Origin of the sequence: Bartonella quintana (assembly GCF_009936175.1) — a bacterium.
GTDB lineage: Bacteria > Pseudomonadota > Alphaproteobacteria > Rhizobiales > Rhizobiaceae > Bartonella > Bartonella quintana.
The window spans coordinates 1,396,165-1,422,734 of the sequence record NZ_AP019773.1 but is presented as its reverse complement, the minus strand read 5'-3'; the positions used below and the strand labels follow the sequence as shown (position 1 = coordinate 1,422,734).

The following is a 26,570-nucleotide window of genomic DNA, read 5'->3' as shown; positions in this document are numbered from 1 at the left end:
ACACTTAAACACTTGGAAAGTTCTTGAAAACAGAGAAGAAAAGGGATGTATGTTTTGTTTTAATGGTTTACGTCATAAAGGCGGTTTTGTGGTTGCCAGAAAACAGACAGGGGTGTTTCAGAGAGGACTTGGGGTTTTTCTCGTGAGTGTTTTACTCTTGTTCCCACTTGTTAATTTTGCAAAAGCTGATTTCCGGGTTTGTAATACGACTCAACAGCCTGTTGGCGTCGCCCTTGGTTATCGTACGCTTTCAGGTTGGGTAAGTGAAGGATGGTGGACGGTGCCAGTTACAGGGTGTAAAACCTTGATCGAGGGGCCTCTTTCTTCGCGGTTTTATTATTTTTATGCAGAGGGTGCACAGAAAAAAGGGAGCTGGCTAGGTTCGGTGACCATGTGTGTGCAAGACAGCCAATTTACCATTCAAGGGGTTCATGATTGTTTTCCTCGTGGGTATCAAAAGGCTGAGTTTAAAGAGATTGATACAGGCAATCAAACCAGTTGGATGGTTCAGTTGACGGATACGTCTTTGTTCAACGATTCGGTTGTCCAGCCTCCCATTCTTTCAGGAGATTCTTCACCGTGAAGCGTGCGCGTAAAGTAAAAATTGTTGCTACTCTTGGCCCTTCTTCTTTTTCCATTTCGATGATTGAGAAGCTTTTTATGGCGGGAGCAGATGTTTTTCGTCTTAATATGAGCCACACAGATCGTAAAACAATGTGTGATTTGGTGAAGCGAATCCGGAAGGTCGAAAAAACCGTTCGCCGACCAATCGGTATTTTAGTGGATCTCCAGGGACCTAAGTTGCGTGTCGGCTGTTTTGTTAAAGGACAAGAGGATTTACGTGTTGGGCAAAAATTTACATTGGATGATCGTGATGTTCTTGGTGATGTACAGCGTGTTTTTTTTCCGCACAGCGAGGTGTTAGCGGCTGTTAAACCCGGTGATCGGTTATTGATTGATGATGGGAGGCTAGAATTATGCGCTGAAGTGTGTTACGGTCATTCTGTTCAGTGTCGTGTGGTTGCTGGAACCCATATTTCTGATCGAAAAGGGGTTAGTCTTCCCGATACGGTTTTGCCTTTTTGTCCAATGACGCCAAAGGATAAGGCTGATCTTCAGGCAGTTTTGGAACAGTCTGTTGATTGGGTTGCTCTTTCTTTTATCCAGCGGCCGGAAGATATTATATCAGTGCGCCAGTTGACAAAAAGCAAAGTGTCTTTGATGGCTAAGATCGAAAAGCCTCAAGCTTTGGCGCATAGAGAAGAAATTATTGATGTTTCCGATGGTATTATGATTGCACGGGGAGATCTCGGAGTGGAAGTACCGTTGGAGAGGATTCCAGCCATTCAGATGGAACTTATAAAAGCTTGTCGTTTAGCGGGGAAACCTGTCGTTGTGGCTACGCAAATGCTCGAATCAATGATTACATCATCTGTTCCGACACGGGCAGAAGTTTCTGATGTCGCTACAGCAGTTTATGCGGGAACTGATGCTGTAATGTTGTCTGCTGAATCAGCATCTGGTCTTTATCCTGAAGAAGCCGTGCTGATGATGGACCGAATCGCCCAGCAAATTGAACAAGATCGCACTTATACCGCTATAGTTGATGCACAACACCCTGCGCCAGAGTCAACAGGAACAGATGCAATTTCTCTTGCAGCGCGTCAGATCGCCGAAACGCTTCAATTGGCAGCCATCGTTGCTTATACTGCTTCAGGCACAACGGGTGTGCGCACATCTCGTGAGCGTCCGAACATACCCATTATTGCTTTATCGCCGATCGTGAAAACAGCACGGCGACTGGCTTTGGTTTGGGGGCTTCATTGTGTGGTTACCGAAGATGCTCGGGATTTGGAGGATATGGTTGATCGTGCAGCGGCGATCGCTTTTCAAGAAGGCTTTTGCCAAGGAGGAGATCGATTCCTTGTGACAGCTGGCGTCCCGCTTGGAAAACCTGGCTCTACGAATTTACTGCGCATCGCTTCTGTTTCTCAAGATGGAACAAAGGGCGTTTGAATGTTCACACGAGTGATATTTTTGGGGGAGTGCCCGACCAGAGCATACCCATTATTGCTTTATCATCTATCGTGAAAGCACAGCAACTGGCTTTCGTGTTGTCTGCTGCATGCATGTCTGGTTTTTATACTGAAAAAGCCGTGCTGATGATGGACCGAATCGCCCAGCAAATCGAGCAAGATCGCACTTATGCTGCTGTGGTTGGTGCATAACATTTGCACCAGAGTCAACGGGAACAGATGTTTTTCGTCTTAATATGAGTCACACAGATCTTAAAACAATGTGTGATTTGGTGAAGCGAATCCGGAAGGTCGAAAAAACCGTTCGCTGACCAATCGGTATTTTCGTGGATCTCCAGGAACCTAAGTTGCATGTCGGCTGTTTTGTTAAAGGGCAAGAGGATTTACGTGTTGGGCAAAAATTTACATTGGATGATCATGATGTTCTTGGTGATGTACAGCGTGTTTTTTTCCGCACAGCGAAGTGTTAGCAGCTGTTAAACCCGGTGATCGGTTGTTGATTGATAATGGGAGGCTGGAACTATGCGCTGAAGTGTGTTATGATCATTCTATTCAGTATCGTGTGGTTGCTGGAACGTTTCAATTGGCAGCGAGTGTTGCTTATATTGTATCAGGCACAGTTCTTTATATATTCCACTCTGTCTTTAGGTACTTTTCGAACAGCTTTATCTATTCCTAATTTATCTCTGTACGTTCAATATTTTGATTTATAATGATAATTCATCATTTTGCATCTTAAGTGAAAGATCCGAATCCAGGAAGTTTTTCTCATTTCAAATTTTCTCATTCAGAATCAAAAAAATAATTTTCTTATCTGTCAGAAGAGGAATCGACAGGGGCATAAAAACTGTTTGAAAAAGGAATAAATAATAGGGTTCTTATGAACCGGCTAAAGGTTAAGAGTAGTAGCAACATTTTGTGCCCGTGAATATAATGACAGTGCTCGCTTGTCCCTTCATGAAAGATGGCGATTCCCAATAGATTTTGATTATATCATTCACGGAAAGAAGTTTTGAAGGAGTTACGGCAGTTTAAGTGAGGCACGAGCAGTGCTTTTTCTTTTTTAGAGAATGTTCTTTTATCTTTTGCTTTTGCAATTTACACGATTTTTTCACAATGATGCAACCACAATTACACCCCTTTATGCCGGTCTTTGGACGTTATAGCCCTGGTTAGTTTAGAACTGAAGTGTGCGTTTAAAGGTTTTCCTGTTTTTGAATATCAATGCTAGTTTGGTTATCTTTGAGCAATTGATTGGTGAGCTTTTCAATGCGTTGTGTTGTGTCTTGCATAATTCTTTCCATGGCATGATCTCTTTCATTGTTTAGTCGTAAAAGAGCCTCGTAGTCTTCTTGTAATTTTTTATTTTCTCGTTTTATCTCTTCCATTTCATCGATAACCATAATACCGGCCATAACCGATAAACGATGATCACCGATTTCACCAAAATTTTCCTTCAGATGGGTGATATACTGGTCCAATCGAGCCGCAAGCTCAATGAGATGGCGTTCTTGCCCTTTATCGCAAGCCATACGATAAACTTTACCATCAATGGTGACGGAAACGGTTTCCATGCATTCAAACCTTTATCTATCAATTACGACACGAATCGTCTCCATTGCCTTAATCAAACGTTTGGAAACTTCTTTGTTTACTGCTTCTAGCCGCTCCACTTGGGCTTCGGCTTTATCCAGTGCTTGGGCAAGACGGCTACGATCAGCGTTCATTCGTTGAATTTCTTCTTCCCATTCATTGTTTTTCTCAATAACAGCATTGTGGTTTATAATGGTGATCTCTAAGGTTCTTAGTGCTTTTTCCAATTGCTCTAAAGCGTGTGGTAGAACCGTAGTTTCCTGGTTCATGATGTTTAAATCCTTTGGGTGTGTATATCCTTTATCGGTTCTTTATGCAAAAACGAATCACTCATATCTTATGTTGATTTTATTTTTAAGTATGTAAGACATTTTAGCAAGCAAAGCAGGGGAAACATGTAAATTAAAAGCTGGATTTTTTGAGAGTATTGGCATAAATGGTATGTGTGCATAAGAGATGTGTGGGAATATTACTGAAGTGTCCGTAAGAAGTCTCATGCTGACGATTTAAATAAACTGAAAAGTATTTCTGAAAAAATTAAGAGAATACGGAAGAAGCGACAAAATAACGCGTTTGATAAAGTGGTCTCATTCATGATAAATACCGAGCAACAAAATCAGATGGCTAATGCTATCCGTTTTCTTGCTATTGATGCAATTGAGAAAGCGAATTCTGGCCATCCTGGTTTGCCAATGGGGGCAGCCGATATTGCTACCGTTCTTTATACAAAGTTCCTTGCCCATGATCCCAAAAATCCTCATTGGCCCGACCGTGATCGTTTTGTGTTGTCAGCTGGGCATGGGGCTATGTTGCTTTATGCTCTCTTGTATCTTTCTGGTTATGAAGATATCTCACTTGAGGATCTCAAAAATTTCCGCCAAATAGGGTCAAAGCTTGCTGGACATCCAGAATATGGGCACGCTGCGGGAATCGAAACAACCACTGGTCCCCTTGGGCAGGGATTGGCTAATGCCGTGGGAATGGCGTTGGGTGAGCGCTTGCAGAATGCACGTTTTGGCGATATCATCAACCATTATACCTATGCGCTGGTTGGTGATGGATGCCTCATGGAAGGAATTGCCCAAGAAGCCATTTCTTTTGCTGGACATTTAAAACTTCATAAGCTTATCGTGTTATGGGATGATAATAATATTTCCATCGATGGAGAGATTTCTCTTGCTGACAGTACTGACCAGATGGCACGTTTTAAAGCGTCTGGTTGGAATACATACAAAGTCGATGGACATGACCAAGGAGCAATCGCTCGTGCTATTGAAGCTGCACAAAATTCCGATAAACCAACTTTGATCGCTTGTAAAACAACCATTGGCTTTGGAGCACCAAATAAAGCTGGAACCAATAAAGTCCATGGGGCACCTTTAGGAACGCGCGAAATTGCTGAAACACGTATCGCTTTAGGATGGGAGGCTGAACCTTTCGTTATTCCAGCCGATATTCTCGATAATTGGCGCTTGGCTGGTCTTAATGCCGCTAAAAAACGACAAAAATGGAAAGAAAAATTTGCAGATCTTCCTCTGTCAGAACGGGTAGAGTTTGAAAGGTTGATGCGCGGTGATCTTGTGGGCGGATTTGATGGCGCTATCGATGCTTATAAACAAAAGCTAGTCGAAGATTGTCCTTGCGTTGCAACTCGTAAAGCTTCTGAAATGGCTCTTGAAGTTATTAATGAAACCGTTATTGAGACCATTGGTGGTTCTGCTGACTTAACCGGGTCTAATAATACAAAAAGCAGTCAGATGAAAAGTATCTCTGCTGAAGATTTTTCAGGTCGCTATCTGCATTATGGAATTCGCGAACATGCAATGGGAGCCGTGATGAATGGTCTAGCTCTGCATGGAGGCTGTATTCCTTATGGCGGAACCTTTTTATGCTTTTCTGACTATATGCGTCCCGCAATGCGTTTGTCTTCTCTCATGGGTTTACGGGTGATTTATGTCATGACCCATGATTCCATTGGTCTTGGTGAAGATGGTCCGACCCATCAACCAGTGGAGCATTTGGCTGCATTGCGTGCACTTCCCAATCATTTTGTTTTCCGACCCGCGGACGCTATGGAGACTGTTGAGTGTTGGCAATTGGCTTTGAAAGCACGCAATACACCTTCCACTTTGGCTTTGAGCCGACAAAATTTACCGCTTTTGCGTCAAGAATATGAAAAAGAAAACCTCTGTATGCTCGGTGCTTATGAATTGCTAACAGCCAGTGATGATGCGCAAGTTACTTTGTTTTCTTCCGGATCAGAATTGCAAATTGCAGTAAAGGCACAGGCGCTGTTAGAAGAAAACGCAATTCCAACGCGTGTGGTTTCTGTACCTTGTTTTGAACTCTTTGCTCAACAATCTCTTTCCTATCAGCGTGCCCTCATTGGTGATGCACCAATTAAAATTGCCATTGAAGCTGCCATTCGGCAAGGATGGGACCGTTTTATTGGGAGTGATGGTATATTTATTGGCATGGAGGGATTTGGTGCAAGTGGGACGATTGATGCGCTTTATGCACATTTCGACATTACTTGTGAGAATGTGGTCGCTACCGTTGAAAAAGAGCTTGAAAAGATCAATAAGGAAAATGTGAAATGACTGTTTGCGTTGCAATGAATGGATCTGTCGTATTGGACGCAAGAGTTTGCGTGCCATTATGGGAAATGGCCGCCAAGATATTCAGGTGGTGGCAGTGAATGATTTGGGATCGGTGGAAATCAATACCCATTTGTTGCACTCTAAAAGATCGATAAGGAAAATGTGAGATGACTGTTCGCGTTGCAATTAATGGGTTTGGTCGTATTGGACGCAATATTTTGCGTGCTATTGTGGAGAGTGGCCGCCAAGATATTCAGGTGGTGGCAGTGAATGATTTGGGATCGGTGGAAACCAATGCCCATTTGTTGCGCTATGATTCAGTCCATGGGCATTTCCCTGGTAGTGTTCAGGTTTTGGGTGATGCCATTGATGTCGGGTGCGGTTTGATAAAGGTGACATCAGAGCGTGATCCAGCACAATTGCCTTGGAAGGCTTTGGATATTGATATTGCCTTGGAATGTACAGGCATTTTTACTGCGCGTGACAAAGCAAGTGCGCATTTGAGTGCGGGTGCAAAACGTGTTCTTGTTTCTGCACCTTCTGAAGGTGCAGATTTCACTGTGGTCTATGGGGTTAATCATCAGTCTTTGAGCAAAGAACATAGGGTTGTTTCAAATGCTTCTTGTACAACCAACTGCTTGGCGCCTGTTGCGCAAGTCTTGCACAACACGGTTGGTATTGAAAAGGGCTTTATGACAACAATCCATTCTTATACAGGTGATCAACCTGTATTGGATACAATGCATCGTGATCTTTATCGTGCACGTGCTGCGGCTCTCTCTATGATTCCTACGTCAACAGGGGCGGCTAAAGCTGTGGGATTGGTTTTGCCAGAATTGAAAGGATTGCTCGACGGTGTGTCGATTCGTGTTCCAACCCCTAATGTTTCCGTTGTTGATTTGACATTTACCGCTAAACGTTCCACAATGGTTGAAGAAATTAACACGGCTATTTGCACTGCTGCACGAGGTGCGCTCAAAGGAATTTTGGACTATACGGAGGAAAAGCTCGTGAGTTGTGATTTTAATCATAATCCACATTCAGCTATTTTCCACAATGATCAAACGAAGGTGATCGATGGTAAACTCTGTCGTGTTCTGGTTTGGTACGATAATGAGTGGGGTTTTTCAAACCGTATGGCTGATACGGCTGTGGCTTTTGCCAAGACAGTGTACGAAGAGAGGACCTGAAGGTCCTTTTTTGCAACAGAAAGTCAGGTTTTTGTAAGAGAAAGTTAAGGCGCATTCTTTTTGAAAAAAGACGGGGTAAGGGCTGTTGTTCGGGTGGCTAGAGAGAGAAAATGCTGTCCAGGGATTAGTGATACATTTTATCGTCGTTTTGGGTTGGTCCGTAATGTATGGTGTTTCTAATCACCTGAAAGAGCGAAATTTAAAAGAATAAGATTGAACGAGACAAAGGTTGAGATAATACAGACTATAGCGGATTTCTTTGCGTAAAAACAAAGAGCAGGTTGAGTGGAGAAAAAGTTGGGCAGGTGCTTTGTTTGAAACAACAGAAAATGAAGAGGGAGCAGTGATGGGTTTTCGTACACTTGATGATGTTGATGTCACTGGGAAACGTGTTCTTGTGCGGGTCGATTTTAATGTGCCAATGTCGCAAGGTAAGGTATGCGATGAAACCCGCCTCAAACGGCATAAAGAAACACTCCTTGAGCTTCAAAAACGTGGTGCTAAGCTTATTCTTCTCTCCCATTGTGGTCGCCCTAAAGGACAGGGGGAGCCAGAATTTTCGCTACGCCCCGTTGTGCGAGTGCTGGAAAAAATAATCAACCAACCAGTTGCTTTTGCACCGGATTGTGTCGGTGTCGCAGCGCAGACAGCAATTGAGGCATTGCAAAATGGTGGTCTTTTGCTGCTTGAAAATGTTCGTTTTCATCCAGGTGAAGAAAAAAATGATTGTTCTTTTGCTGAAGCTTTAGCCCATAATGGGGATCTTTATGTCAATGATGCTTTTTCAGTCTCTCATCGTGCCCATGCTTCGGTGGAGGGAATAACACATTTGTTGCCCTCCTATGCGGGGCGCTCTTTACAATGTGAATTGCAGGCGTTGGAAAAAGGACTTGACAATCCGAGGCGTCCAGTGGTCGCACTTGTTGGAGGTGCAAAAGTTTCCAGTAAGCTTTTTGTGCTCAATCATTTAGTTGAAAAGGTCGATTATTTGGTGATTGGCGGTGGCATGGCCAACAGTTTTTTAGCTGCACAAGGTATCCATGTTGGTAAGTCATTGTGTGAACATGCACTAATGCAGACGATAAAAAAAGTCATTGAAAAAGCACAAGAGCACCAATGTACGCTTCTACTCCCTGTGGATGCAGTGGTTGGGTTTCGCTTTGAAAAAGATGCACCGCATCGTCTCTATGATATTGGAGATATTCCTGATGATGGAATGATTTTGGATATTGGTACCCGCTCCATTGCGCATATCAATGAAGTGATTGATAAAGCTGCTACCCTTGTGTGGAATGGCCCCCTTGGTGTTTTTGAGATGTCTCCCTTTGATCAAGGAACGATTGCAGTTGCACGTCATGCAGCAGAATGCAGCTTGACAGGGAAATGTGTTTCAATTGCTGGAGGGGGAGATACGGTTTTTGCTCTTAACCACGCTGGTGTTGCCAATGATTTCACTTATCTTTCAACCGCAGGGGGAGCTTTTTTAGAATGGATGGAAGGCAAGGTGCTTCCCGGTATTTTTGCTCTCAGGCAGGCTTAACGAATAACTTGTGTTGTGTAAGCTATGCTGGTGCATTGCTCACTTTTGGAAATGAAGACAGAAAAGAGGAATTTTTTATGAATGAATGTCTTGGAGATATTGCACAGGCTTTAGTTTGTGCAGGTAAAGGTATTTTGGCAGCAGATGAAAGTACCGCTACGATTGGAAAGCGTTTTGAAAGCATTGGTGTTGAATCCAACGAAGACAATCGCCGCGCCTATCGTGAAATGCTTTTTACAGCAAAAGAAGCTATGGAAAGCGCCATCTCTGGTGTGATCTTATTTGATGAAACACTTCGTCAAAAAGCATCTACTGGGCAAATGTTGACGGATCTTATTCGTAATGCAGGTGCTTTGCCAGGTATTAAAGTCGATACTGGTGCCAAACCATTAGCGGCTTTTCCTCAAGAAATGATCACAGAAGGGTTAGATGGTCTTCGTGAGCGTTTAAAAGATTATTATGCTTTAGGAGCGCGTTTTGCTAAATGGCGCGCGGTAATTGCGATTGATGCGTATGCTCTGCCGACAAAAGGGGCAATAAGCCAAAATGCACAAGCTCTCGCGCGCTATGCTGCTTTGTGTCAGGAAGCAGGTCTTGTGCCGATTGTTGAGCCGGAAGTGTTGATGGATGGCGCATCGCGTCAGCATTCAATTACGCGCTGCTTTGAAGTCACACAAGCTGTCTTAAACATGGTGTTTAAAGAATTGTTTGAGGCACGGGTTCTTTTCGAGGGCATGATTTTGAAACCTAATATGGTGATTGATGGAAAAGATGCACGAACTGCCTCTGTTGAAGAAGTGGCTGAAAAAACGGTTCGCGTTCTTAAACAGACTGTTCCTGCTGCTGTTCCAGGAATTGCGTTTCTTTCCGGAGGGCAGTCCGATGAAGAAGCAACGGCCCATTTGTCGGCTATGAATGCTTTGGGGACATTGCCTTGGAAATTGACCTTTTCTTATGGACGAGCATTGCAAGCGGCTGCTTTGAAAGCATGGGGTAGCCACCACCAAAATATTGCTCTTGCGCAAAAGGCTTTTTGCCATCGCGCACGGATGAATCATCTTGCCGCTTTAGGAAAATGGACAAAGGAACAGGAAAGGTCTTGCGCCTGAAGAATAATAAAGCTTGTGCTTTAAAAGCTATGCTTCAATGCAATAAAACTACCTACCCTGTATAATCAATACGCATTTTCATTTGACACATAAAAAAACCCGCTTTAAGGCTTAAGGCAGGATATCCCATTTTTATACTCTTTTTTACTAAAATCCTCAACTCTAAAAGCTCTAAAGGTGCATCTTTCTCAAGGTTCAAAACAGATCAATTGCTTTCACTACGAATCACCTGGTTGAAAGTTTTGTATCACTTTGTTCGCCACCTTTTCACCCTTCACAATCGGAAATAAGTTTTTACATGCCCAAATTACCAAAACGATTTTTAAATTTAGAAATACGACCACCATGATCTACCAATGTTTGAGCTCCACCTGTCCAGGCTGGATGCGTTCTTGGATCAATATCCAAATTAAGGGTGTCTCCTTCTTTCCCCCAGGTGGAGCGCGTTGTATATTGGGAGCCATCCGTCATAACAACGGTAATCCTGTGATAGTTGGGATGAATATTCGCTTTCATACGGCAAACCTTCTGCTTTCATAAAAAGAAATGGCACCTGCTCTTTATTTTAAGTGCGCTCACTTCGTCTTTTTGATAAATTGGTTGAAGTACTCTTTTTATAACTGAGGGCGTATCAAAAAACAAGTGTTCAAGATGCCTGAACGCATCAAGAGTTATCAATAACCTTATAAATGAGCGAAATCCTATGAATCTTTTCAATCATTCGAAAAAATCTACAAAATCTTCCCATACAAAGCCTTCATTCTCTTCGCTTTCAACTTTTGGCCCTTATATTGTACGTTATAGTTGGCTCATATTCTTTGGTTTTCTCGCTTTATCTGTTGCCGCTCTTGTTACGCTCGCTTTGCCTGTTGCTATTCGTCAAATGCTTGATCATGGTTTTTCTTCTTCAAGTCATGGCAATATCAATTTTTACTTCGCTATTTTGTTTGTGTTAGCCTTGCTTCTTGCACTTGCTTCAGCCTGCCGTTATTATTGTGTTATTACCTTGGGCGAACGGATTGTTGCGGATTTACGGCGTGATGTTTTTACGCATATCATACAACTTTCTCCGGCTTTTTTTGATCAGTCCCATTCTGGTGAACTTGTTTCGCGGCTTTTAACAGATACCACTCAAATAAAATTGGCTGTTGGCTCCACTGCTTCTATAGCTTTGCGTCATCTCATCGTGGTGATTGGAGCGATTTTTATGATGGTTATCACCAATGCCAAATTGTCTTCGCTTGTTCTGCTTGCTATCCCTTTTGTTGCCATTCCATTGGTTATTTTCGGGCGCAAGGTTCGTACACGCACACGTATTGCGCAAGACCGTATAGCAGATGCCAACGCTTTGGCAACAGAACAGGTAAGCGCTATTCGTACTGTACAAGCCTTTAACGTCGAAAAACAGGTTTCTGCACGTTTTTCCCAGTTGGTTGAACGTGCTTTTCAGACAGCGCGTGCTTCCGTGATTCTTCGTTCTTTTTTCACCGGCTTTACCATCTTTCTGGTTTTTAGCAGTGTTGTTGCCGTTTTATGGATTGGATCCTGTGACGTCTTAAATGGCACTATGTCGGGCGGAACATTAGGTCAATTTGTTCTCTATGCGGTTTTGGGAGCTTCTACTTTTACACAATTATCGGAACTTGGTGCAGAATTAATCCAAGCCCTGGGCGCTGCTGAACGGCTTGCTGAATTATTGCAAAAACAGCCCACTATTTTAGCTCCCAAAGTTCCTTTACCATTGGCACAACCTGTCCAAGGCACAATCATTTTTGATCAGGTTGATTTTACATATCCTTCTAGACCAAAAGAAAAGATTTTGCGCTCTCTTTCCTTTTCTGTCAAAGCGGGCGAAACTGTGGCTTTTGTTGGTGCTTCAGGTGCAGGAAAAAGCACCATTTTTTCGCTGATTCTTCGTTTTTATGATCCAAACAGCGGTCAAATCCGCTTTGATGGTACTGAAATTAACAGCCTTTCTCTCCAAGATTTACGCAGTTCAATTTCTTATGTCCCCCAAGATGTAGCTATTTTTGACGGCACATTACGGGATAATATTACTTTTGGTAGCGAAAATATTAATGAAGAGCAAATCATTGCCGCAGCCAAAACAGCCAATGCACTTGAATTTATTCAAGCCTTGCCAAAAGGTTTTGATACTGAGGTTGGAGAACGTGGTACCATGCTTTCTGGTGGACAGAAACAGCGTATTGGTATTGCACGTGCGATTTTTAAAAATGCTCCTCTTTTGTTACTTGATGAGGCAACCTCAGCTTTAGATGCAAGCAGCGAAAAGTTGGTGCAAGAAGCCTTGGAAGGTCTGATGCAAAATCGAACAACACTGGTGATTGCTCACCGTTTAGCAACGATTTTAAAAGCAGATCGCATTCTGGTGATGGAAAAAGGGACTCTTGTTGAAGAGGGAACACATGCGGAACTCGTTGCACAAAATGGCGTTTATGCACATTTGGCGAAACTGCAACTTTCGCCTGAATAAACTCTTTTCATAAACATTGGCTTCATCGTTATACTGGTTTTTTACAGAAAGCTAAAAGCAGTCTGCCCTAGCGTTGCCTTTTTCTTGAATTTCTCTTTTGTGGTTCAAATGCCTTTTTTAAGGGTTTTTTCTAATTTGGTGCGAATGTGTTCGTTACCAGCAATGATATTTTTTTTACGAAAAATATCGTTACCACCTTCTTTATCCGTAACAAAACCACCAGCTTCACGAACCATCAATATTCCAGCAGCTATATCCCAAATCTGGAGATCATCTTCCCAAAATCCATCGGTTCTTCCAGCAGCAACATAAGCCAAATCAAGAGCAGTAGCTCCAAATCGGCGAATGCCTGCAACTTCAGTTATCACATTGTGCAATTCGATAAGATATGTCCCATGATCTGAGCGCCCCAAATGGGGCATGCCCGTTGCAATGACACAATCTTCTAATTTTCTGCGTGCAGAAACACGACATCGCCGGTCATTAAAAAAAGCACCACCACCGCGCTCAGCGCTAAAAAGCTCATCATTGATAGGATTATAAATCACACCAGCAACAATTTGCCCTTGACTTTCCAAGGCAATAGAAACAGCAAAAAAAGGAATGCCATGGAGGAAATTTGTTGTACCATCTAACGGATCGACAATGAAACGATGCTGAGAATCTTCACCAATAATTTCCTCAGACTCTTCCATCAGAAAACCAAATTTTGGTCGTGCTTTGCTCAATTCATTGAAAATAATTTTTTCAGCTTTGCGATCTGCTTGACTGACGTAATCGGCTGGACCTTTCAAAGACACCTGCAAATTTTGCACTTCGCCATAATCGCGCACTAAAGAGCGTCCAGCTTTCATTGCGGCTTGCACCATGACATTCATGATTGCAGAATGGCCCATCTCTTATCCCTCTATTTATCCTTTATCATTTGCACGACGCAAATAAACCAACTCGTTGGTATCGACAATGACATGTTCACCAGCGTTAATAAAAGGTGGGACAAGAATACGAATACCATTTTCAAGAATTGCAGGTTTATAGGAGGCTGTAACCGTTTGCCCTTTGAGTGCAGGATCAGCTTCAGCAATTGTCACGCTAACTTGATCGGGAAGCGAGATGCCGATGGGCTTTTCTTGATAAAGTTCAACCGTTACAGTCATTCCCTCTTGGAGAAAAGCAGCACGCTCACCAACAAAATCTTTTTGCAATTCAAGTTGTTCATAGGATTGCGAATCCATAAAAATCAAAGCATCACCTTGTTGATAAAGGAAAGTAAAATCCTTTTGTTCAAGGCGCACTCTTTCAACCGTTTCCGCTGCACGAAATCGTTCGTTGAATTTTGTACCATCAATCAAATTTTTCATTTCAACTTGATTAAATGCACCACCTTTTCCTGGTTTTACGGCATTGCATTTAATAGCTACCCACAAGCTTCCTTGATGCTCGATCACATTACCGGGGCGAATTTCATTGCCATTAATTTTCATCGTTTATATCCAATTCCATTCTTGCAAAAAGAACTCTCTTGTTATCCTTTCCAGAGAGATTATGTATCATCTTTGCAAAGAGAAAAGCCTAAAAAATACCGCCAAAAAGAACTTTTATGTATTCTTGCTTTTCAACTCTTTGCAAGACCATAAAAACCGCTTAGACGCAAGGATTTTAAAAATTTGCACAAAGATTTTTGTGGGAATTTATAGATTTGAAGCAAATAACATCATTTTTCTGAAGACTGTGTTAAAAAACAGGGAGAAGCTTTATTGCTTCTTTGCGCGCTGCTTCTAGCTGTGTTTGGTCCATACCTTCGAGCATCGTTTCAAGATCAGGTGCCTGCATTTTTGCTTCCTTTGCAAGCATATACCATGCCGCTGCCATTATCGTATCGCCTTTTGTTCCTATTCCATCTCGATAAAGCCTTGCAAGACAGATCTGTGCCGGGGTGATCATGTTGATGGCATTGGTAAAAAGCAACTGAAAAGCACGTTGAAAATCGGCTTCTCCTCCACGGGCTTGGACAAGCCATTGTGCTAAAAGGATTTGGGCCTCAAAATGTTTATTTTGGGCAGCAACTTCCATAAGTTTGCGCGCATTACGATCATCTTTTGGCTGTGTTAAAGTTCCTAAGGAGAGAATTTTTGCAGCAGCGAAAGAAGCTTCTGCATCACCAAGGGCTGCACCTTTTAAGAACCATTTTAATGCCTGGTCTGTCGCTTCATTTTCGCGGCTTTGGGAAAAGACACCTGCAAGAGCTTGCTTCTCATGCAAGGCTTTATAAAGGAGCATTTGTCCATAATAAAAATAAGCTTCTTTCACCCCTGCGTCTACAGCTTTTCGAATAAACTGTTCACCGAGTTCTTGATTTTGTGCAATAAAATGGCCATGAAATAACATAAGACCATAGCGCAGTTGTGCTTGTGGTTCGCCCTGTTTTGCTGCACGGCCAAACCACAAAGCGGCGCGTGCTCCATCCATAGGAACGGCACACCCTTCCATATAAATCCGGCCAACCAAAGTTTGAGCAAAGGGATCATTTTGTTCAGCACGCCGGAGCGCTTCACGAAAGGCTTTCAAATAATAGCCTTGGATATAATAGTCATAGGCTTGATCATATTGTCCAATTTTTAAGGGCTGAAAAGATTCATCACTGTTGGAAGGAACTTGAATGGTGTTGAAAGAGCGCTCAAAGTTTGAGGATTCTTGAGCAATTCCAGCAGAATTTGCAACAGCAATTGCAAACCAAATCACTTCCAGGATAAACAGCTTAAAGCTTTTCTTGATCATAGATGTTTCCTCCTCATTGCTGAGAATTTTCACATGTTTCTTTGATCATTTCAAGCAGGGGAAAAGAATTATTACACCAGGACGGTTTTTTCAACGGAAAGAGACCTATAGCCGGTTTTTATCACCTCATCAAAATTTACAAAATCGCTTCTTGCTTGTTGTGGGAGGAATTGCTGTCCTTGTAGGGGGGAAGTTAAAAACAGATATCCAACATTTAGAGCAGCTCTATGCAGTGTGCATCATTTAAAATCAAAAAGCATCCGCAACGAAGAGGGGGCTGCTTTTTAAAAATATGCATGAATACGGATAAACAGAAAATATAGCACTATAGACCAAGACCATGGTTTTAAAAGTTTTTATTTTGGTCAGAGATTAATTGTAAAATTGCTCTTTGTTTTACCGAGGTGAGAACGATAAATCTTGTCCGTAACAGATATTTCTTTCTGCTCGAGATAATTTCATTATGATGGGATAGGCTCTTTGTGTTTTATTTTAAGTATCGGCATAAAAAAAGGAAATAGGAATACTGAGAATATCAGCAATTTCTTTTAAACGTCCTGTGCTATACGATTTAATCCTGCTTCATATTTTTGAATTTGTTGGGCGCTTACCCCTAAGGTGTGCCCTAATTGTTTTTGAGACATTTTCAGCATTTTTCGTCTGAAATGAATTTTTTTACCCACGAAAATGTTGTTTTGAGGATTTTTCGCTTGCATTTCCCTCTGTCGGTCGCGAGCGCCTTCGTATTGCTATTCCGGGGGTTAAAAGTACTGACTTAGAATCAGCATTTTGCTTTTAGTGCTTAGAGCACCTGGACATAGCAAAATCTCCCAGAATCCCAGGACACCCGCAAAGCGAGGAAAATTTATGTATCGAGACTTCGGGCTTTTAATCTCTATTGATCATTGCGTCTGCGATCAAGACACCATAATCATGATTGATTATAAGGGGAGAGCCTCTCTGGGCGCTGAAACAGCACTATGATACGTTTGGATGTCTTGTGTCTTTGTTCTTTTATGACAATTTTTCATAAAACCGTCTCTTCCCTGTTTATTGCAAGAAGCAGTTAGGTGAGGGGTTTTACGTTCTCTGTGCCTGTCGTTTGGTACAGGTGGATATTTCGTTTTTGATGTTTTTTCGGCATTATAAGTGCGAATTTTCACATTTTTCTTTGATCATTTTCAGCATGAGCAAAGGAGAGTCGTGCGCAAAAATGATTTCTTCGACGGCAATAAATTCACATGCGGTCTTTATTACCTCATCAAAACTTGCAAAATCATTTCCTGCTTGAATGATAGCAGGAGTTTCCATAATCTCTGCCCACCAACGGCCTAACTGGAGATTGCGAGGGTGCGCATGCGGTTTTTTATCCGCACCTAATTTGCCAAAAAACAGATAGTCAACACCTGCCTCTCCAGCAACCATCGCACAATGACGGTTACGCAAATTGCCAAAACCAATGATTTTTTGTTCCTTTTTCTGATTTTCAAAGCGCTCGAGAGCGTTAAGATCACCCTCCACATGTAAACCATCCGCCTTTACTCGTTCAGCAATTCTGCGTTCATCAGCGATAAGAAGCGCAGCGCCATTTTGCTGAATATCTTCTACGTAGATTTGTGCTTGTTTTTGTAAAAAAAATGCATCATCCTTAAAACCTTGAGAATCATAGAGAATAACACACGCAAAAGACTTTGTTTGCAAGATTTGGCGCAAAAAGGTGGGCTCTAAAATACGCTGAACATCTAATGTCAAAACCAATTGAGGATAAGAAGGAGACTCAATCGATTTACTCTTTTGTTTTGTCATACAAAATCCTTATCTCTGAAAAAGAAACTTGACACTTAAAAATTAAAGTTTCATCCTAACGCAGGGTTCCTTGTTGAAAGGGGCCGACTGCTTTTGTGACTTGGAGGGGCCCATTATGAGTTATAAGGGTATTTTAAATCATAAAATGCATCCTTTTCGTCGTGATACACGCATTGATGTTTTTCGTTCTTTAGCCTTGTTGACGATTTTCATCAACCATATTCCCGGAACTCTCTATGAAACAATAACACATAAAAATTTTGGTTTTTCTGATTCAGCAGAAATATTTGTTTTGCTTTCAGGAGTTTCTCTTGGATTAAGCTTTTATCCGCGCTTACATCAGGAGTCTTTTACTTTTATTGTGCGCAAACTTTGGCGCAGAGCTTTCCGGCTTTATAGGGCATATCTTTTTACCACCTTTGCAACTTTAAGTCTTTTTTCCGGAGCCTTTTTATTGTGGCGCACAGAGAAACTTTTATCGATGAACAATGTGGGTTTATTTTTTACACAACCCTTTATCGCATTTTTTAGCACCTTAAGTTTTGGACATCAATTGGGGTATAATAACATTCTTCCGCTTTATATTGTGCTGACACTTTTTGCGCCTTTTATGCTTTATTTGAGTTGTAAACGGAAAGGGCTGTTGCTTTTAGGCTCGTTTATGCTGTACCTCATCTGTGGACTTTATGAAATTGCCCTTCCTTCTTATCCATTACAAGGAAAGTGGTTTTTGAACCCCCTGTCATGGCAAGTGCTTTTTGTTATAGGGTTGATCAGTGCTGTATCTCTTAAACAGGGAAAAACAATTGCCTTTCAGCCTTTTTGGATTGCTTTTTCGGCTACATATCTTTTGCTTTCGCTTTTATGGGTCCGCTTAAACTGGTGGGGTGTTATGGGGTACCTTCAGTGGTCTTCTCCGTTGATGAGTTTTAATAAGACCTTTTTAAGTTTGCCGCGTCTGTTCCATATTGTTGCATTATCATTATTAATCCTTTGTTTGCCTCGCCTTCATAAGTGGTTTCATGTTTCAGAACAACATCCCTTAGCAATTTTAGGCAAACATAGTTTACCAGTCTTTGTAACGGGGACTGTTTTTGCCATGTTTGGCCAAATTTTAAAAACAGTGATGACAGGAACATTTTTTTCCGATAGCCTTTTGATCATAAGTGGTATTGCTCTGCAATTTTGGGTCGCCTATTATTATGAAAAACGCCAATCTCTTCATTGGTTTTCTTCAAGGAAACCTCTCTGTTTGTAATGGCATTCTATAACCCGTTAACCCTAGCATAAAAAGGCATATTGCGCAGAAGTTTTAAAAGAGGTACTCATTTAAAAAAAGCATTTTACACAGCAGGAAAAGAAACTTTTTGGCTTTCGTTTCGTTGAGCATTGTAATTTTTGTGTTGATATTTGGAGTATAAAAGCGTGAGCGCACATAAACGTCCATACGATAAACCCATTATCATGATTGAGCATAATGCTTTTGACAGTGTTTTTAACCGCCTCTATGAAGAAACGATGGCGTTGATTGAAGAAACAGCAGCTTATATTGATACGGAAGGAAGAATAGCTGCACGTTTTCTCTCAGCAGAAGTTTCTGCACTTTATGCTAAAGAAGCGATGTATTTAAGTACACGGCTTATGCAAATAGCTTCTCAACTTCTCCTTCTTCGCGCAGAGCGCGAAGGAGAAATGTCACCAGAACAAATACAAAAAGAAATTGCGAAAGTATCGCTTCACACACCGACACTGAAATTAGAAAGCGTTCATTGGCAAGAGTTTCCAGAAATTTTCCGCCACTTTGTCGCTCGTTCCCTTCGTCTAGAAGCGCGCATGCAATATATGCGTTATGGGAGAGAAAGCATATCTTCTAATGTCTTGGAAGATGACAATCCGGTGGGCACACAAATTGAATTGCTTAAAACGGCTTTTCAGCGTTCTTAGAGAATTTTGCATCTCGTTTCTCTCTTTTCTATTTCGTCTGGGAGTCCTTTTGTCTCTGTGGGAGAGCGCATTTTGATCAATTTCCTTCATTTCCTTTGTTTTATTGCTCTGTACTCTTCCTGGGTTCTTTTTGCTGCCTAGCCTTCTTGTCCACGTGTGGCAAAAACGTATCAATTTGTTTTCATGGTAGAGATGATTGCGATTAAGAGGACGATTGATCTTGAAGGCAGCATCTTTCTTCCGTCTAGAAGTGCACATGCAAGAGTTGCTTTATGGGAAAGGGAAAAAGAGGTATCTGCCCCTATATCTTGGAAGATGACAATCCGGTGAGCAAATAAATCGGGTTTGTATCCTTCTTTTGCTCTATTTGCTTTTGTGCAGCTGTTCAAATATGAAAAAAATGTATAAACTTGGCTTTATGGCAGAGACGATTCGTATTATAGGCATTGATCCCGGATTGCGGCGAACAGGATGGGGCGTTATCGATTTCTCTGGCAATCGTCTTCAATTCGTTGCAGCAGGCACGCTTTCTTCTGATGCACGCTGTGACCTTGCTTCTAGGCTATGCCAGCTTTACAAAGGGCTTTCAGATATTTTGCATCAATTTATGCCCCATGAAGCTGCCGTAGAGCAGGTGTTTGTTAATAAGGATGCTACAGCGACTTTAAAACTTGGTCAAGCGCGAGCCATTGCTCTCCTTGCTCCGGCGCAAGCAAATCTTCCCGTTTTTGAGTATGCTCCGAACAAAGTAAAAAAATCGGTTATTGGGGTTGGTCATGGTGCTAAGGAACAAATTCACATGATGGTAAAAGTTCTTCTCCCACGTGCTGAATTTGACAGCAGTGATGCTGCTGATGCGCTTGCTCTTGCTCTTTGCCATAGTACCCACCGCACCAGCGCTTCTCATTATGCAAGGATTACCGCATGATTGGCAAATTAAAAGGTATCCTTGAACATGTCTTTGATGATCATATCATTGTTGATGTTCAGGGGGTGGGTTATGTGGTTTTTATCTCAAATCGGTTGCGTCCTTCTTTGCCAGCCCTTGGTGAGAGTTTAAGTCTCTTTATTGAAACCCATGTTCGTGAAGAGGCTATCCGCCTTTTTGGTTTTGTCGCGAAAGCGGAACAAGAGTGGTTTTGTCTTCTACAAAATGTGCCTGGTGTGGGAGCAAAGGTTGCTTTGGCAATTTTAGGCACTTTATCGCCAGATGAACTTGCACAAGCGATTGCATTAAACGATATTGCAATGATTAGCCGGGCTCCAGGTGTTGGAAAAAAAGTGAGCGAAAGAATTGTGAGCGAACTTAAAAGCAAAGCATTGCCATTTAATGACAATGCACTCCATTTCACTCCACAGCCTCATTTGGAAGTGACTCATCAACCTACTAATGATGCACTCTCTGCTTTGGTCAAGCTCGGTTTTGAACGTGATCAAGCAGCCAGGGCTCTTGCTTTGGCGATGAACGCTCTTGAAGGGGAAACTGTTTCCTCTGCACTGCTTATTCGCCATAGTCTCAAATTGCTTTCTCCTTCCACTTAGCACAAGGTAAAAATGCATAAAGATGAAAGACCAACGCCTTCTTGATAGTGTGCCTTTTCCCAACGATCCAGATCGTTCCTTAAGACCACAAGTGCTCGATGACTTTATTGGTCAAGAGGCAGCACGTGCAAATTTAAAAATATTTATCGAAGCAGCAAAAGCGCGTCAAGAAGCACTAGACCATGTTTTGTTTGTAGGACCACCTGGTTTAGGCAAAACAACACTTTCACAGATTATGGCCAAAGAATTAGGGGTTAATTTTCGCTCTACTTCGGGTCCTGTTATTGCTAAATCAGGAGATTTGGCAGCTCTTTTAACCAATCTAGAAGAACGTGATGTTCTGTTTATTGATGAAATTCATCGTTTAAATCCGGCTATTGAAGAAATTCTTTATCCAGCCATGGAAGATTATCAGCTTGATCTTATTCTTGGTGAAGGTCCTGCAGCGCGTTCAGTTAAAATTGATCTTGCCAAATTCACTTTGGTTGCAGCAACCACGCGTTTAGGACTCTTGACCACACCATTACGGGATCGGTTTGGCATTCCAATTCGTCTCAATTTTTATACCATAGAGGAATTGGAATATATTGTTCAGCGCAATGCGCGCCTTTTTTCGGTACAGATCAGTGATGATGGCGCCCATGAAATTGCCCGACGGGCACGCGGTACTCCACGGATTGCGGGACGACTTTTACGGCGGGTTTGTGATTTTGCTCTTGTCAAACGGGCAAAAAAAATTGACCGCAAAGTTGCTGATGAAGCGCTTTCGCGTCTTGAGGTTGATCATCTTGGTCTCGATCCACTTGATCGTCGTTATTTGTTGTTAATTGCAGAAACTTTTTTAGGTGGTCCAGTGGGCATTGAGACCATTGCTGCTGCTCTCTCAGAGCCGCGTGATGCCATTGAAGATATTATTGAACCCTATCTTCTCCAACAAGGTTTTATTCAGCGGACCGCTCGCGGGCGAATTCTGAGAGAAAAAGCTTGGAACCATTTAGGGCTTTGTGCTCCGGCTTCCACGATTTCAACACAAAAATGTGCTCAATTACTTAATACGCAAGACAATTCATCAGGACAAGCGACTTTATGGGATGAAGCCGATGACTGAAAAAATTTCTTTCAAGAGTAATTATACAAATGCTTTTCATGATTTTCAGGTGCGGGTTTATGTCGCTGATACAGATTTTTCTGGCGTGGTTTACCATGCGCGCTATTTGGAATTTTTTGAACGGGGACGTTCAGAATTTTTACGAGATACAGGTTTTAATAACAAGCTGTTAGCATCAGGCGCTGAGGGTGAAAAACTGTTTTTTGTTGTCCGTCATATGGAAATCAATTTTTCCCGGCCAGCACAAATCGATAATCTTTTAACAATCAAAACACGGATCAATCGTGTTCAAGGGGCACGCTTTTTCATGGAGCAATATATTCTGCGGAGGGATGTGATGTTGGTAACAGCAAAGGTTGAAATTGCCCTCATTAATGAAGAGGGAAAACCTCGACGTTTACCTAAGGAGCTTTTTTCGACACTTTTTGTTTAAGAGTGTACTCTGTTAAAAAAGCGATATTCTAGTGGTTCTTTACTGGAGAAAAAGGGGAATTTGTTTTCTTAAATTTAGAAACTGTAAAACAATCTGTTTTATAGAATTTAACAGATGAACCTTTCATTTAGAGGGACAAAATTATGCCGCATATGGAACTAACAAGTCTGGAAACGATTGGAATGTTGCGCTTGTTTATCCAAGCTAATTGGGTTGTGAAAGCTATTATGATTAGTTTATTGCTGGCTTCCGTATGGAGTTGGGCAATTATTTTTGAAAAAATCTTTACCTATCGGAAAATACGGTGTGAAATAAAACAATTTGAACGCATATTTTGGTCAGGAAAACCTTTGGAAGACCTTTATTCAACCTGTAAAAGTCAGCGCCCTAGTAGTATCTCGGCGGTTTTTATGGCAGCAATGATGGAGTGGAAAAAATCCCTTGAAAAAGGAATCCATACATCAATAAGTCTTCAAAGCAGGATTGATAAGGCTATGGATCTTACTTTAGGGCGTGAAAGCGCAAAAATAGAATCAAAATTAAGTTTTCTTGCTACACTTGGATCGGCGGGTCCTTTTATCGGCCTTTTGGGAACGGTTATTGGTGTTATGGGTTCGTTTCTTTCTATTTCAGCTTCTCAAAACACTTCACTGGCGATTGTCGCACCAGGTATTGCAGAGGCACTTTTGGCGACCGCCATTGGTTTGTTTGCTGCAATCCCAGCTGTTATTGCCTATAATAAATTGGTCAATGAAAGTGCGCAGATAATTGCACAGATAGAAAATTTTGCCGATGAATTTTCAACAATTGTATCACGGCGTATTGATGAGACACGCATGTCGCATTCACCATTATAAGGGGAGCTGTTCATGGGAATTTCTGTTGCTTCTTCTTCTCAAAAAAACACACGCAGACGACATCGTTTGCACAGCCAACTGATGAGTGAAATCAATGTCACACCTTTTGTTGATGTCGTGTTGGTATTGTTGATTATTTTCATGGTTTCTGCTCCACTTTTGATCAACGGTGTTCCTCTTGATTTGCCGCGTAGTCAAGCCGAACCTGTGCAAATGGAGAGCACTCCAATCACGGTTTCACTTGATGCGCAAGGGCGCTTAGCCATCAATCAAGACTATTACGACACATTTGAAGCTCTCATTGCACAACTCAAAGCCCAACATACAACTGATCTTACACAAAAAAATCAACGTATTTTTGTGCGTGCTGCTAGAACGATTGAATATCAAAAAGTGTTACAACTGCTCGCCGAACTTCGAAAAGCAGGTTTTTCACAAATTTCTTTAGCCAGTTTGGCACAATAAAATTTATCAGAAACTGTCGCAGGTTGTCTGTAAAAATAACAAAGAGCGATTGAAAATAAAAAACACAAGGCATGGAGATGAATAAAGACTCTTATCATACCATGAAACGAGGCTTGGCTTTATCCCTTGCAGTTCATATAATTTTTCTCAGCTTGGGGGTTATTCATTTCACCAACCCCGTCTCTTTACCGCAACAACTGGAAACAATTCCTATCACCCTTGCCCCTCTGACAGAAGAACTTTCCTCTCACCAGGGGGCTTTGAATGGCCCTGTGCGTGCAATTCCTGCAGTGAAGTCTACCACCAAACCACAAGAAAAACAAGAAGCGCATCATTTTGGAGAGGGACAAGTAGATAGTCTTGCGCCCTTCAAGCCGAAAGAAAAACCACGACGTGTTGAGACAATGTCTTCACCATCAGGAGAAGAAAAGGTGTCTGAAAAACCTTCACCACCATTCAAAGCACAGGAATTACTAGAAACAAAAGCAGAGAAAGTCGCAGAGGTGCGTCCAGAGGTTGCGCAGAAGATTGTGCCGGCGACCCCTGAAGAGGTGCATCCGGAAGTTACTCAAAAGGTTGTGCCAGAAGCATCCGAAGAAATGCGTAAAAATGAAGAAGCAACATTGCCGCAAACAGCTCCTGAAGCACAAAAAGCGCCTGTAGAGCAAGTGCAAATACACCAACAAGCTCCGCAGAGAGCGCTACCAGACAGATCACCTTTTCCAAAGTTAAAACCGAAGCCCGCCCAAAAATCCGTGACGCAAAATGCGCAAGCCGCGAAAAAACAAAATCAACAAATGACGAGACAGACAATTGAAGATATTTTGGCAATGGAAGAAAAAAATTTGCTCAATCGCACACACACGCAAGGAGGTGGGGCAAAGCGCTCCAGCGAACCAGAAGCTTTGGGGGGACGAAAAAATATCAACGATACCACAAAAATGGCACAAACATTGATCAATATTGTAGGCGGGTGTATTCAAAAAAAACTTAAACTCGTTGCCCTTGGTGGAGATTTTAAAAATCGTCCAGTTGTGCGTTTGCGATTTTATTTAGACCGCGAAGGAATGATCTTAGGAAATCCTATCATTGATCCCTTAAGTGGTGAAGAAAGTCAGCAAGCTATTATGATAAGACAGGTCTATGCAGCTGTTTTTTCATGCCAACCTTATAAAGACCTCCCACGTGATCAATATGATTTGTGGGGACAGGGTTTCGATTTTAATGTTGATCCCCTTCAAGAGATAATCCGGTGAGATATAATATTTTTCGCTCTTCAATGAAAGGATACATATCCATAATGGTTATGACGAGACGCATATTTTTTTCTTGGTTTATTGTCATTTGCAGTTTGTGGCTTTCGAGTTTTTCATCTGTCCATGCAAAATTGAAAGGCACTATTTCCAGTGCTGATTTTAATCCTATTCCTATTGCAATCACGGATTTTGTTTCCAACGATTCGATCGGGCTGAAGATCGCAGCGGTAGTCACAGCGGATCTTGAACGATCAGGACTTTTTTTACCGCTTGATAAGGCATCTTTTTTTGAAAAAATCTCCAATCCCAACAGTCAACCTCATTTTTCTCATTGGCAAAAAATAAAAGCGCAAGGTTTGGTCACGGGGCAAGTTATAAGAGAAAATGACGGACGATTGAGAGTCGATTTTCGTTTATGGGATGTATTTGGGCGTCAACAACTCAAAGGACGGCGTTTTTATACCGCCACAGAACGTTGGCGCCGTGTTGCCCATATGATCGCAGATGAGATCTATAGTGAGATGACGGGAGAAAGCGGCTATTTTGATACACGAATTGTTTTTATCGATGAAACAGGTCCCCAAAATGCACGCATTAAACGTTTAGCAATTATGGATCAAGATGGGGCAAATTTGATCTACATTTCTGATGGGAGTGAATTGGTGCTTACACCACGATTTTCACCAAAACGGCAAGAAATTACCTATATGGCTTACGAGCACAATCAACCTCCCCATGTTTATCTTCAACAAATTGAAATGGGACAAAGGGAGTTGATAGGAACCTTTAAAAATATGACAATTGCGCCGCGTTTTTCTTCTGATGGACAAAAAGTGATCATGAGTTTATTGCAAAATAATGGGAGCGCAAACCTTTACACCATGGATTTACGCACACGTATGATGACGCGGATCACAACAACTTCAGCCATTGATACATCAGCTTCTTATTCGCCAGATGGAACACAAATCGTCTTTTCGTCGGATCGCAGTGGAAAGCCGCAAATTTATACGATGAATGCTGATGGGAGCAATCTCCAGCGTATTTCTGCAAACGAGGGTAGTTATTCTACCCCTATTTGGTCTCCGCGTGGGGATTATATCGCTTTTACAAAACAATTGGAGGGACAATTTTCCATTGGCGTTATGCGCCCTGATGGAAAAGGAGAACGAATTTTAACCACGGGTTTTCACAATGAAGGACCGACTTGGGCTCCCAATGGCCGCGTGCTGATGTTTTTTCGCAAAAACCCAGGCATGGGACCAAAAATTTACACAATTGACATCACTGGACGCAATGAACGTCAATTGCCCACACCCAATGATGCTTCTGATCCAGCATGGTCGCCCTTGCTCAATATGCAATAAAAACAGCTGCTTAATAAGAAAAAACAGGGTACAGGGAACGGGATCCGTACAAAAACCATCGGCGTCTCTATAGTTCTAAGAGGAGAAATTTACCCCTTTTGTATAGGGATGGGATGAGATCCATATGCATAATTTGTTATGAATAAGAGCTCTTGGTAAGCAACCGTCATTCAGGCCTTCTGTTTTTTTGTTATGAATTTTTTGAGGATATCATTTACAAATTCTTTTTCTACAGTTTCTTTCTCCTCTTATGCTGCCAAACCTTCGTTTATGGCGGTGCTAGAAGGCGTAGTCCACTTCACGCATTAGGTGTTTTTGTTGTTGGCTCTATGGCAAATCCTAGTGAGCGTTGGGTTTTCGCCGCTACTGGCAAAGTTGGGTGGTGATCAAAGCTTATGATGCCATAACTTTCTTTGAGCGGTGAGCGATTTTTTTCTTTAACACTCCGCTAA

General features: G+C 42.0%; 26 protein-coding genes and 2 pseudogenes. 20 read left to right on the top strand and 8 right to left on the bottom strand.

Annotated elements, in window-relative coordinates:
- The first annotated feature begins 49 nt into the window (after nt 1–49).
- The 4 genes and pseudogenes from MF1_RS05865 to MF1_RS05850 all read left to right on the top strand — a co-directional run.
- The gene (locus MF1_RS05865; RefSeq protein WP_014924505.1) at nt 50–583 is read left to right on the top strand and encodes a DUF1036 domain-containing protein; all 534 of its coding nucleotides are present in this window, start codon (nt 50–52) and stop codon (nt 581–583) included.
- Nucleotides 580–2,016, top strand: coding sequence for a pyruvate kinase (gene pyk, locus MF1_RS05860; protein ID WP_161510668.1), 1,437 nt, complete (start codon nt 580–582; stop codon nt 2,014–2,016). The genes MF1_RS05865 and pyk overlap by 4 nt, the downstream gene beginning before the upstream one ends.
- A gap of 29 nt (nt 2,017–2,045) precedes the next feature.
- Nucleotides 2,046–2,228, top strand: coding sequence for a hypothetical protein (locus MF1_RS05855; protein WP_161510667.1), 183 nt, complete (start codon nt 2,046–2,048; stop codon nt 2,226–2,228).
- Nucleotides 2,229–2,248: 20 nt separating this feature from the next.
- Nucleotides 2,249–2,613 (top strand): annotated as a pseudogene (locus MF1_RS05850) (pyruvate kinase); the annotation flags it as partial.
- 619 nt (nt 2,614–3,232) lie between these two features.
- On the opposite strand, the gene MF1_RS05845 reads toward MF1_RS05850, so the two are convergent.
- Together MF1_RS05845 and MF1_RS05840 are read right to left on the bottom strand one after the other, a co-directional pair.
- The gene (locus tag MF1_RS05845; protein ID WP_161510666.1) at nt 3,233–3,610 is read right to left on the bottom strand and encodes a cell division protein ZapA; all 378 of its coding nucleotides are present in this window, start codon (nt 3,608–3,610) and stop codon (nt 3,233–3,235) included.
- Between the two features lie 12 nt (nt 3,611–3,622).
- A complete protein-coding gene (locus MF1_RS05840; protein ID WP_042995495.1) occupies nt 3,623–3,898 on the bottom strand; it encodes a DUF4164 domain-containing protein in 276 nt (91 codons plus the stop codon).
- Between the two features lie 324 nt (nt 3,899–4,222).
- Here MF1_RS05840 and tkt point away from each other — a divergent pair, with 324 nt between their 5' ends.
- The 5 genes from tkt to MF1_RS05815 all read left to right on the top strand — a co-directional run bounded on the left by tkt (nt 4,223) and on the right by MF1_RS05815 (nt 10,068).
- A complete protein-coding gene (tkt, locus tag MF1_RS05835) occupies nt 4,223–6,229 on the top strand; it encodes a transketolase (protein WP_161510665.1) in 2,007 nt (668 codons plus the stop codon).
- A gap of 4 nt (nt 6,230–6,233) precedes the next feature.
- Nucleotides 6,234–6,395 (top strand): hypothetical protein, encoded by a 162-nt coding sequence (locus MF1_RS05830; RefSeq protein ID WP_434061852.1) that lies wholly within the window; start codon nt 6,234–6,236, stop codon nt 6,393–6,395.
- A 1-nt stretch (nt 6,396) separates the two neighbouring features.
- Entirely contained in the window at nt 6,397–7,419 is a 1,023-nt protein-coding gene (gap, locus tag MF1_RS05825) for a type I glyceraldehyde-3-phosphate dehydrogenase (RefSeq protein WP_014924499.1), read from the top strand.
- 346 nt (nt 7,420–7,765) lie between these two features.
- Nucleotides 7,766–8,959, top strand: a complete 1,194-nt coding sequence (locus tag MF1_RS05820) for a phosphoglycerate kinase (protein ID WP_161510778.1) — start codon at nt 7,766–7,768, stop codon at nt 8,957–8,959.
- Between the two features lie 77 nt (nt 8,960–9,036).
- A complete protein-coding gene (locus tag MF1_RS05815; RefSeq protein WP_161510664.1) occupies nt 9,037–10,068 on the top strand; it encodes a class I fructose-bisphosphate aldolase in 1,032 nt (343 codons plus the stop codon).
- Between the two features lie 294 nt (nt 10,069–10,362).
- Here MF1_RS05815 and rpmE read toward each other — a convergent pair whose 3' ends face one another.
- Nucleotides 10,363–10,584, bottom strand: coding sequence for a 50S ribosomal protein L31 (gene rpmE, locus MF1_RS05810; RefSeq protein WP_014924496.1), 222 nt, complete (start codon nt 10,582–10,584; stop codon nt 10,363–10,365).
- 187 nt (nt 10,585–10,771) lie between these two features.
- Here rpmE and MF1_RS05805 point away from each other — a divergent pair, with 187 nt between their 5' ends.
- A complete protein-coding gene (locus tag MF1_RS05805; protein WP_161510663.1) occupies nt 10,772–12,562 on the top strand; it encodes an ABC transporter transmembrane domain-containing protein in 1,791 nt (596 codons plus the stop codon).
- 104 nt (nt 12,563–12,666) lie between these two features.
- On the opposite strand, the gene MF1_RS05800 is transcribed toward MF1_RS05805, so the two are convergent.
- The 5 genes from MF1_RS05800 to MF1_RS05780 all read right to left on the bottom strand — a co-directional run bounded on the left by MF1_RS05800 (nt 12,667) and on the right by MF1_RS05780 (nt 17,146).
- Nucleotides 12,667–13,458 (bottom strand): inositol monophosphatase family protein, encoded by a 792-nt coding sequence (locus tag MF1_RS05800; RefSeq protein ID WP_014924494.1) that lies wholly within the window; start codon nt 13,456–13,458, stop codon nt 12,667–12,669.
- Between the two features lie 15 nt (nt 13,459–13,473).
- Nucleotides 13,474–14,046, bottom strand: coding sequence for an elongation factor P (gene efp / locus MF1_RS05795; RefSeq protein ID WP_011179826.1), 573 nt, complete (start codon nt 14,044–14,046; stop codon nt 13,474–13,476).
- 250 nt (nt 14,047–14,296) lie between these two features.
- Nucleotides 14,297–15,340: a tetratricopeptide repeat protein gene (locus MF1_RS05790; protein WP_161510662.1), complete on the bottom strand. Its 1,044-nt coding sequence runs from the start codon at nt 15,338–15,340 to the stop codon at nt 14,297–14,299.
- 548 nt (nt 15,341–15,888) lie between these two features.
- Nucleotides 15,889–15,984, bottom strand: a complete 96-nt coding sequence (locus MF1_RS07240; RefSeq protein WP_434061857.1) for a helix-turn-helix domain-containing protein — start codon at nt 15,982–15,984, stop codon at nt 15,889–15,891.
- Nucleotides 15,985–16,483: 499 nt separating this feature from the next.
- Nucleotides 16,484–17,146, bottom strand: a complete 663-nt coding sequence (locus tag MF1_RS05780; protein ID WP_014924489.1) for a thiamine phosphate synthase — start codon at nt 17,144–17,146, stop codon at nt 16,484–16,486.
- 115 nt (nt 17,147–17,261) lie between these two features.
- Here MF1_RS05780 and MF1_RS05775 point away from each other — a divergent pair, with 115 nt between their 5' ends.
- The 10 genes and pseudogenes from MF1_RS05775 (at nt 17,262) to tolB (ending at nt 26,118) form a co-directional block, all read left to right on the top strand.
- Nucleotides 17,262–18,404: an OpgC family protein gene (locus tag MF1_RS05775; RefSeq protein WP_161510661.1), complete on the top strand. Its 1,143-nt coding sequence runs from the start codon at nt 17,262–17,264 to the stop codon at nt 18,402–18,404.
- 167 nt (nt 18,405–18,571) lie between these two features.
- The gene (locus MF1_RS05770; RefSeq protein ID WP_011179822.1) at nt 18,572–19,090 is read left to right on the top strand and encodes a DUF1465 family protein; all 519 of its coding nucleotides are present in this window, start codon (nt 18,572–18,574) and stop codon (nt 19,088–19,090) included.
- A gap of 418 nt (nt 19,091–19,508) precedes the next feature.
- Entirely contained in the window at nt 19,509–20,018 is a 510-nt protein-coding gene (gene ruvC, locus MF1_RS05765; protein WP_042995614.1) for a crossover junction endodeoxyribonuclease RuvC, read from the top strand.
- Nucleotides 20,015–20,632: a Holliday junction branch migration protein RuvA gene (gene ruvA / locus MF1_RS05760; RefSeq protein ID WP_011179820.1), complete on the top strand. Its 618-nt coding sequence runs from the start codon at nt 20,015–20,017 to the stop codon at nt 20,630–20,632. Before ruvC ends, ruvA begins: the two co-directional genes overlap by 4 nt.
- 12 nt (nt 20,633–20,644) lie before the next feature.
- Nucleotides 20,645–21,740, top strand: a pseudogene (ruvB, locus tag MF1_RS05755) (Holliday junction branch migration DNA helicase RuvB).
- A complete protein-coding gene (gene ybgC, locus MF1_RS05750; RefSeq protein ID WP_014924485.1) occupies nt 21,733–22,173 on the top strand; it encodes a tol-pal system-associated acyl-CoA thioesterase in 441 nt (146 codons plus the stop codon). Before ruvB ends, ybgC begins: the two are co-directional and overlap by 8 nt.
- Before the next feature lie 143 nt (nt 22,174–22,316).
- Nucleotides 22,317–23,030: a protein TolQ gene (gene tolQ, locus MF1_RS05745; protein WP_042995492.1), complete on the top strand. Its 714-nt coding sequence runs from the start codon at nt 22,317–22,319 to the stop codon at nt 23,028–23,030.
- A gap of 12 nt (nt 23,031–23,042) precedes the next feature.
- Nucleotides 23,043–23,495 (top strand): protein TolR, encoded by a 453-nt coding sequence (gene tolR, locus MF1_RS05740; protein WP_014924483.1) that lies wholly within the window; start codon nt 23,043–23,045, stop codon nt 23,493–23,495.
- Nucleotides 23,496–23,572: 77 nt separating this feature from the next.
- Nucleotides 23,573–24,751 carry a cell envelope biogenesis protein TolA gene (locus tag MF1_RS05735; RefSeq protein ID WP_161510659.1) on the top strand — a complete coding sequence of 393 codons (1,179 nt, stop codon included), beginning with the start codon at nt 23,573–23,575 and terminating at the stop codon, nt 24,749–24,751.
- Between the two features lie 44 nt (nt 24,752–24,795).
- On the top strand, nt 24,796–26,118 hold the full coding sequence (gene tolB, locus MF1_RS05730) for a Tol-Pal system beta propeller repeat protein TolB (protein WP_014924481.1): 1,323 nt from the start codon (nt 24,796–24,798) through the stop codon (nt 26,116–26,118).
- Nucleotides 26,119–26,570: the final 452 nt, after the last annotated feature.

Coding starts and splice junctions, on each gene's coding strand:
- MF1_RS05840 (WP_042995495.1), bottom strand. CDS start 3,898: ATGAACCAGGAAACTACGGTTCTACCACACGCTTTAGAGCAATTGGAA.
- MF1_RS05865 (WP_014924505.1), top strand. CDS start 50: ATGTTTTGTTTTAATGGTTTACGTCATAAAGGCGGTTTTGTGGTTGCC.
- MF1_RS05815 (WP_161510664.1), top strand. CDS start 9,037: ATGAATGAATGTCTTGGAGATATTGCACAGGCTTTAGTTTGTGCAGGT.
- MF1_RS05845 (WP_161510666.1), bottom strand. CDS start 3,610: ATGGAAACCGTTTCCGTCACCATTGATGGTAAAGTTTATCGTATGGCT.
- MF1_RS05805 (WP_161510663.1), top strand. CDS start 10,772: ATGAATCTTTTCAATCATTCGAAAAAATCTACAAAATCTTCCCATACA.
- ruvC (WP_042995614.1), top strand. CDS start 19,509: ATGGCAGAGACGATTCGTATTATAGGCATTGATCCCGGATTGCGGCGA.
- MF1_RS05820 (WP_161510778.1), top strand. CDS start 7,766: ATGGGTTTTCGTACACTTGATGATGTTGATGTCACTGGGAAACGTGTT.
- MF1_RS05790 (WP_161510662.1), bottom strand. CDS start 15,340: ATGATCAAGAAAAGCTTTAAGCTGTTTATCCTGGAAGTGATTTGGTTT.
- MF1_RS05775 (WP_161510661.1), top strand. CDS start 17,262: ATGAGTTATAAGGGTATTTTAAATCATAAAATGCATCCTTTTCGTCGT.
- tolR (WP_014924483.1), top strand. CDS start 23,043: ATGGGAATTTCTGTTGCTTCTTCTTCTCAAAAAAACACACGCAGACGA.
- ruvA (WP_011179820.1), top strand. CDS start 20,015: ATGATTGGCAAATTAAAAGGTATCCTTGAACATGTCTTTGATGATCAT.
- efp (WP_011179826.1), bottom strand. CDS start 14,046: ATGAAAATTAATGGCAATGAAATTCGCCCCGGTAATGTGATCGAGCAT.
- rpmE (WP_014924496.1), bottom strand. CDS start 10,584: ATGAAAGCGAATATTCATCCCAACTATCACAGGATTACCGTTGTTATG.
- ybgC (WP_014924485.1), top strand. CDS start 21,733: ATGACTGAAAAAATTTCTTTCAAGAGTAATTATACAAATGCTTTTCAT.
- MF1_RS05800 (WP_014924494.1), bottom strand. CDS start 13,458: ATGGGCCATTCTGCAATCATGAATGTCATGGTGCAAGCCGCAATGAAA.
- gap (WP_014924499.1), top strand. CDS start 6,397: ATGACTGTTCGCGTTGCAATTAATGGGTTTGGTCGTATTGGACGCAAT.
- tolB (WP_014924481.1), top strand. CDS start 24,796: ATGGTTATGACGAGACGCATATTTTTTTCTTGGTTTATTGTCATTTGC.
- MF1_RS05735 (WP_161510659.1), top strand. CDS start 23,573: ATGAATAAAGACTCTTATCATACCATGAAACGAGGCTTGGCTTTATCC.
- MF1_RS05780 (WP_014924489.1), bottom strand. CDS start 17,146: ATGACAAAACAAAAGAGTAAATCGATTGAGTCTCCTTCTTATCCTCAA.
- tolQ (WP_042995492.1), top strand. CDS start 22,317: ATGCCGCATATGGAACTAACAAGTCTGGAAACGATTGGAATGTTGCGC.
- MF1_RS07240 (WP_434061857.1), bottom strand. CDS start 15,984: ATGTCTCAAAAACAATTAGGGCACACCTTAGGGGTAAGCGCCCAACAA.
- tkt (WP_161510665.1), top strand. CDS start 4,223: ATGATAAATACCGAGCAACAAAATCAGATGGCTAATGCTATCCGTTTT.